At 38.6% G+C, this 4,254-nt stretch carries 3 protein-coding genes; 1 reads left to right on the plus strand and 2 read right to left on the minus strand.

Annotated elements, in window-relative coordinates; all coding sequences use genetic code 11:
* Positions 1-51 precede the first annotated feature (51 nt).
* Complete coding sequence (thrC, locus tag V7077_RS24320; protein WP_335506732.1) at positions 52-1,455, minus strand: threonine synthase; 1,404 nt, start codon at positions 1,453-1,455, stop codon at positions 52-54.
* Between the two features lie 342 nt (positions 1,456-1,797).
* On the opposite strand from thrC, the gene V7077_RS24325 reads away from it, so the two are divergent.
* Complete coding sequence (locus tag V7077_RS24325; protein ID WP_335506734.1) at positions 1,798-2,496, plus strand: hypothetical protein; 699 nt, start codon at positions 1,798-1,800, stop codon at positions 2,494-2,496.
* 227 nt (positions 2,497-2,723) lie between these two features.
* Here V7077_RS24325 and V7077_RS24330 read toward each other — a convergent pair whose 3' ends face one another.
* Entirely contained in the window at positions 2,724-4,076 is a 1,353-nt protein-coding gene (locus tag V7077_RS24330; protein ID WP_420489706.1) for an aspartate aminotransferase family protein, read from the minus strand.
* Positions 4,077-4,254: the final 178 nt, after the last annotated feature.

The following is a 4,254-nucleotide window of genomic DNA, read 5'->3' on the forward strand; positions in this document are numbered from 1 at the left end:
TAAAAGGAGGGTGGACTTTGTTTAGATTAAGAACCAACACTTCATAACTATTTATTTTACAGAATAACTAAAAAGCTTTTCTAAATTACGAACTACTTCATCATTGTCCGCTTCTACCACTTCTAAATATTGTGGTTTATTAAACAATTGCTTGATTTCCTCAGGGAATGTCTGCTTAATATCACAAAGTTCAATCGATTCATTAAACTTAGCCGGATGGGCTGTTGCCAATGTTACACACACCTCATTTGCATGATTACATTTTTCGTAAGCCGCGACACCGCAGGCAGTGTGTGGATCTAATAAGTAACTCGTTTCATTATAATACTTACTGATCGTCTGCAAGCATTCTTTCCCTTCCACTCCATGTGCTGCAAAATCGTTTTGAACCTGTTGGAGCTGATCTTCGTTCACAACAATTTTTCCTTCTGACTTAAATTTTTCCATTAAGTCGGACACTGCTTGAGAATCTTCGCCAAGCAAGTAGTACAGGTAACGCTCAAAATTGCTGGCTACTTGAATATCCATCGAAGGGCTGTAGGTGCTTCGGAATTCACCTGGCATGTACACGCCATCCTGGATAAAGCTTTCTAATATATTATTCTCATTGGTTGCAACAATCAGTTTACCTACAGGAAGGCCCATTTTCTTGGCAAGATAACCAGCAAAGATATCACCAAAGTTGCCTGTCGGTACGCTAAAGTTAACATTTGTTAGGTTGTTCTCTTTTTTCACTTGGAAATACGCATAAAAATAATATACAGTTTGCGCCAAGATGCGTACAAAGTTAATAGAATTAATTGCGCGAAGATGATACTTGTTTTTAAGTTCTACATCAGCGAACAATTCCTTAATGATTCTCTGACCATCATCAAATGTTCCTTTTATGGCTAAATTCAACACACTTTTATCAGCAACAGTAGTCATCTGCAATTCTTGTACCTTACTTACTTTGCCATGCGGGTGCAAAATACAAATGCGAATGCCTTCTTTTCCTCTCACACCTTCAATGGCAGATGCACCCGTATCACCAGAAGTAGCTCCGAGGATATGAATCGTTTCACCTGTCTTCTTTGACACATAGGAATATAAATTACCTAAAAATTGCAGCGCAATATCTTTAAAAGCAAAGGTTGGACCATGGAACAGTTCCAGCACATACAGATTATCTTTTACTTTTTGTACAGGCGTTACTTCCGGGTGGCGGAAGGTTGCATAGCTTTTCTCGATTAATTCCTTTAGCTCATTGCCTGGAATTTCCCCATCAACAAAATAGGAAAAAATTTCGAAGGCTAATTCCTGATACGTTAAACGGGACATAGCTTCTAGCTTTTCGGCAGGAATTTGCGGGATATTCTCAGGTACTAATAGTCCCCCGTCATTTGCCAGTCCCATTAAGACTGTATCAATAAATCCAATTTTATTTACTTTTCCTCGTGTACTAACAAAGTTCATAGCGCCCTCCAGGTTTATATGTCTTGATTCTCATACTTGTTCAATTTTTATATCGTAAGATTACTATATTCTTTTTTTGATTAAAAATATATAAAGTTTATTTTAATACATAATTTAGCGAATAGTCTATAAATTTCGTTTTAGATAGAAAAATTTTTGACGATTTACATTTTTCGCTAGTAGATTTCCTCATATTTACTCAACTAATAGGAGGAACCCTCACATTTCATAAGAAAGTGACGATGAAAACTCTTCATACCCATACAGGAAGAAAGGATTTTATATGGAATTATACTTTTACAAGGAAAATAACCTTGAAACAATCAGAAAGGTTGTGAGTTTATGAGACTTTCAGATGTACTGCCTAAGAAAAACTTCAGCTACATCTTCGTTCAATTTCCAGGAATGAAAATGAATGTCCCAATGCTCTCGAACGGTGAGGGAAAGGCGGTGAAAGAGGATGTTGCTTTATGTGTCCAATTAGACAGTAAAGAAAAGGTGAATCAACTATACTTTGTCCGTACTCAAAGTATAAAACCTTTCGACTTCACAGCTGAAGGAATTGGAGCAAAAGCATCTTACCGAGTCATCAAGCAAAAAGAGAATTCTCAAGACTCACACTCGAAAGACTCGGATGAATTTATCACGGTTATTACAGATCAAGTAGAAATTGTCCAAAAGAAAACGGACACAGGGTATAACTTCGTCCTAGTATTAAATAAACGTGAAATTGGTTTAGTTGCTTCAGTTGAAGCAGAAGGATTACAGCCAGTGAAAGAATCAATGCCTCTTAAAGAGAAAGAGATCGAAACGTTCAACTTTATCATTGATCGTAAAATAATTAAGGCTGGCTTGGCTAGGAGAGCCAAACAGATAATGATCTCAGGAGGCCATCTCTTTCAGGATCATATAGTTATAGAGCCAATCCGAATTCTATTGGAGGGCGTGAAAAGAAAAGTTGCCGTATATTCTCCTGCCGCATTAGAGTTTATCGGTCCGGGTGATCAGAACCAAACATTCGTAATCAATAGGGGGTGGTGAATAGGTTTGTCCATGATGGATCCCACAATTTCATATTAGTATCTATCGAAACAAACGGATTAAAAGGATAATCCGTTTCGATGAAAAAAATAGTAAGGAAAGGATATTTAGTTGACGTTTAATAGAATACGTTAATATATGCAAAAGACTTAACCACGGGGGTTAAGTCTTTTTGGTTTATTTTAAGCCAAAAACTTTACATGTAAGGCTGCTGTTTCTCTTGTTCATTATTCGATTTTACCTATAACCTTCTTTAATGTTGTTACTATAAATTCTAAATCCTCATCTGTTGAGGATAATGGCGGAGAAAGCGTAAGAATATTATTAAAACCCGCAACCGTAGCTCCATTCTTCCCAATAATCAATCCCTTGCTTTTACATTCAGCAATAATTTGATCAATTTTCGCAGGCGAAACGGGTTCCTTCGTTTGTTTGTTTTCAACCAGTTCTATTCCGAGCAAGAAACCAAAACTACGGATATCACCAACGAGTGGATGATCCATGAGCTCATTCAGTTCTTCTCTTAACCGATTACCTAATTGTCGAGCACGTCCCACTAAATTTTCTTTTTCGTAAATTTCAATATTCTTTAAAGCTACGGCGCAAGCTGCAGGATTTCCACCAAAGGTATTGACATGTCTGAAAAAACCATACTCATCTGAACTTTTGAATTTGTCGTATATCTCACGACGAACGGCCGTAGCCGATAAAGGAAGATACCCGCTCGTTAGCCCCTTCGCCATGGTGACTATATCAGGTTTGATGTCAAAATGCATGTGACCAAATTTTTTCCCAGTTCGTCCAAAGCCGCAAATGACCTCATCAATAATAAAGAGGATGCCATACTTTTGGCAGATTTCCTTAACCTTTTCCATATAAATAGGCTCAGGAACTAGAACACCTCCCCCAGTGATAGCGGGTTCCATAATGACCGCAGCAATCGATTCCTGGCCTTCCCAAATGATTGTTTTTTCTATTTCTAGAGCGCATTGCAGATTAAATTGTTCGATCGTTTGCCCTTCTGGACGGCGATAACTATCCGGCGGGCTGACATGAATAAAGCCTGGAGCCAATGGTTCATAATTAAATTTCCGTACAGCCTGGCCTGTCGCAGCTAAAGCCCCCATTGAATTCCCATGGTAGGCTCGATAACGCGAAATAAATTTATAACGAGCCGGTTCTCCGTTTTGCTGGTGATACTGACGCGCCATTTTAAAGGCGGTTTCATTTGCCTCAGACCCGCTGTTCGAGAAAAAAATCACATAATCTCCTTCTAACCACTCGTTCAATTTCTCCGCTAGCTGGATGGCCGGAAGATGACTTTGTGAAAGTGGAAAATAGGGCATGCTTTTTAGTTGTTCATATGCTGCCTGGGCTAACTCTTCTCTTCCGTATCCGACATTCACACACCATAATCCAGACATGGCATCTAAGTATTTATTGCCATGGATATCCGTAATCCACGATCCTTTTCCTTCAACCGCAACGGTTGGTGAGGCTTTTTCTTTATAGGGGGTCATATGATGCCACAAATACTGCCGGTCTTTTTCGAGGATTTCCTCTGCATTATTTTTGGTCATGGACATTCTCCTTCCTGTTAGAAGTTTCAAGCCTTTGTTTAAAATTAATGAAAACGGGAACGTTTTTTTGCTAATATACCACTATTTCATTAACCCTAGGATGGTCCTTTTTTCATATCGCTCTGTGAACTGCTCTTTCATTGACCGAGGATGGCTCTTTTTCCTTTTTTCGGGTAAT

The sequence above is a fragment of the Neobacillus vireti genome, from assembly GCF_036962465.1.
GTDB classification, from domain to species: Bacteria; Bacillota; Bacilli; order Bacillales; family Cytobacillaceae; genus Neobacillus; species Neobacillus vireti_B.

Coding starts and splice junctions, on each gene's coding strand:
- thrC (WP_335506732.1), bottom strand. CDS start 1,455: ATGAACTTTGTTAGTACACGAGGAAAAGTAAATAAAATTGGATTTATT.
- V7077_RS24325 (WP_335506734.1), top strand. CDS start 1,798: ATGAGACTTTCAGATGTACTGCCTAAGAAAAACTTCAGCTACATCTTC.
- V7077_RS24330 (WP_420489706.1), bottom strand. CDS start 4,076: ATGACCAAAAATAATGCAGAGGAAATCCTCGAAAAAGACCGGCAGTAT.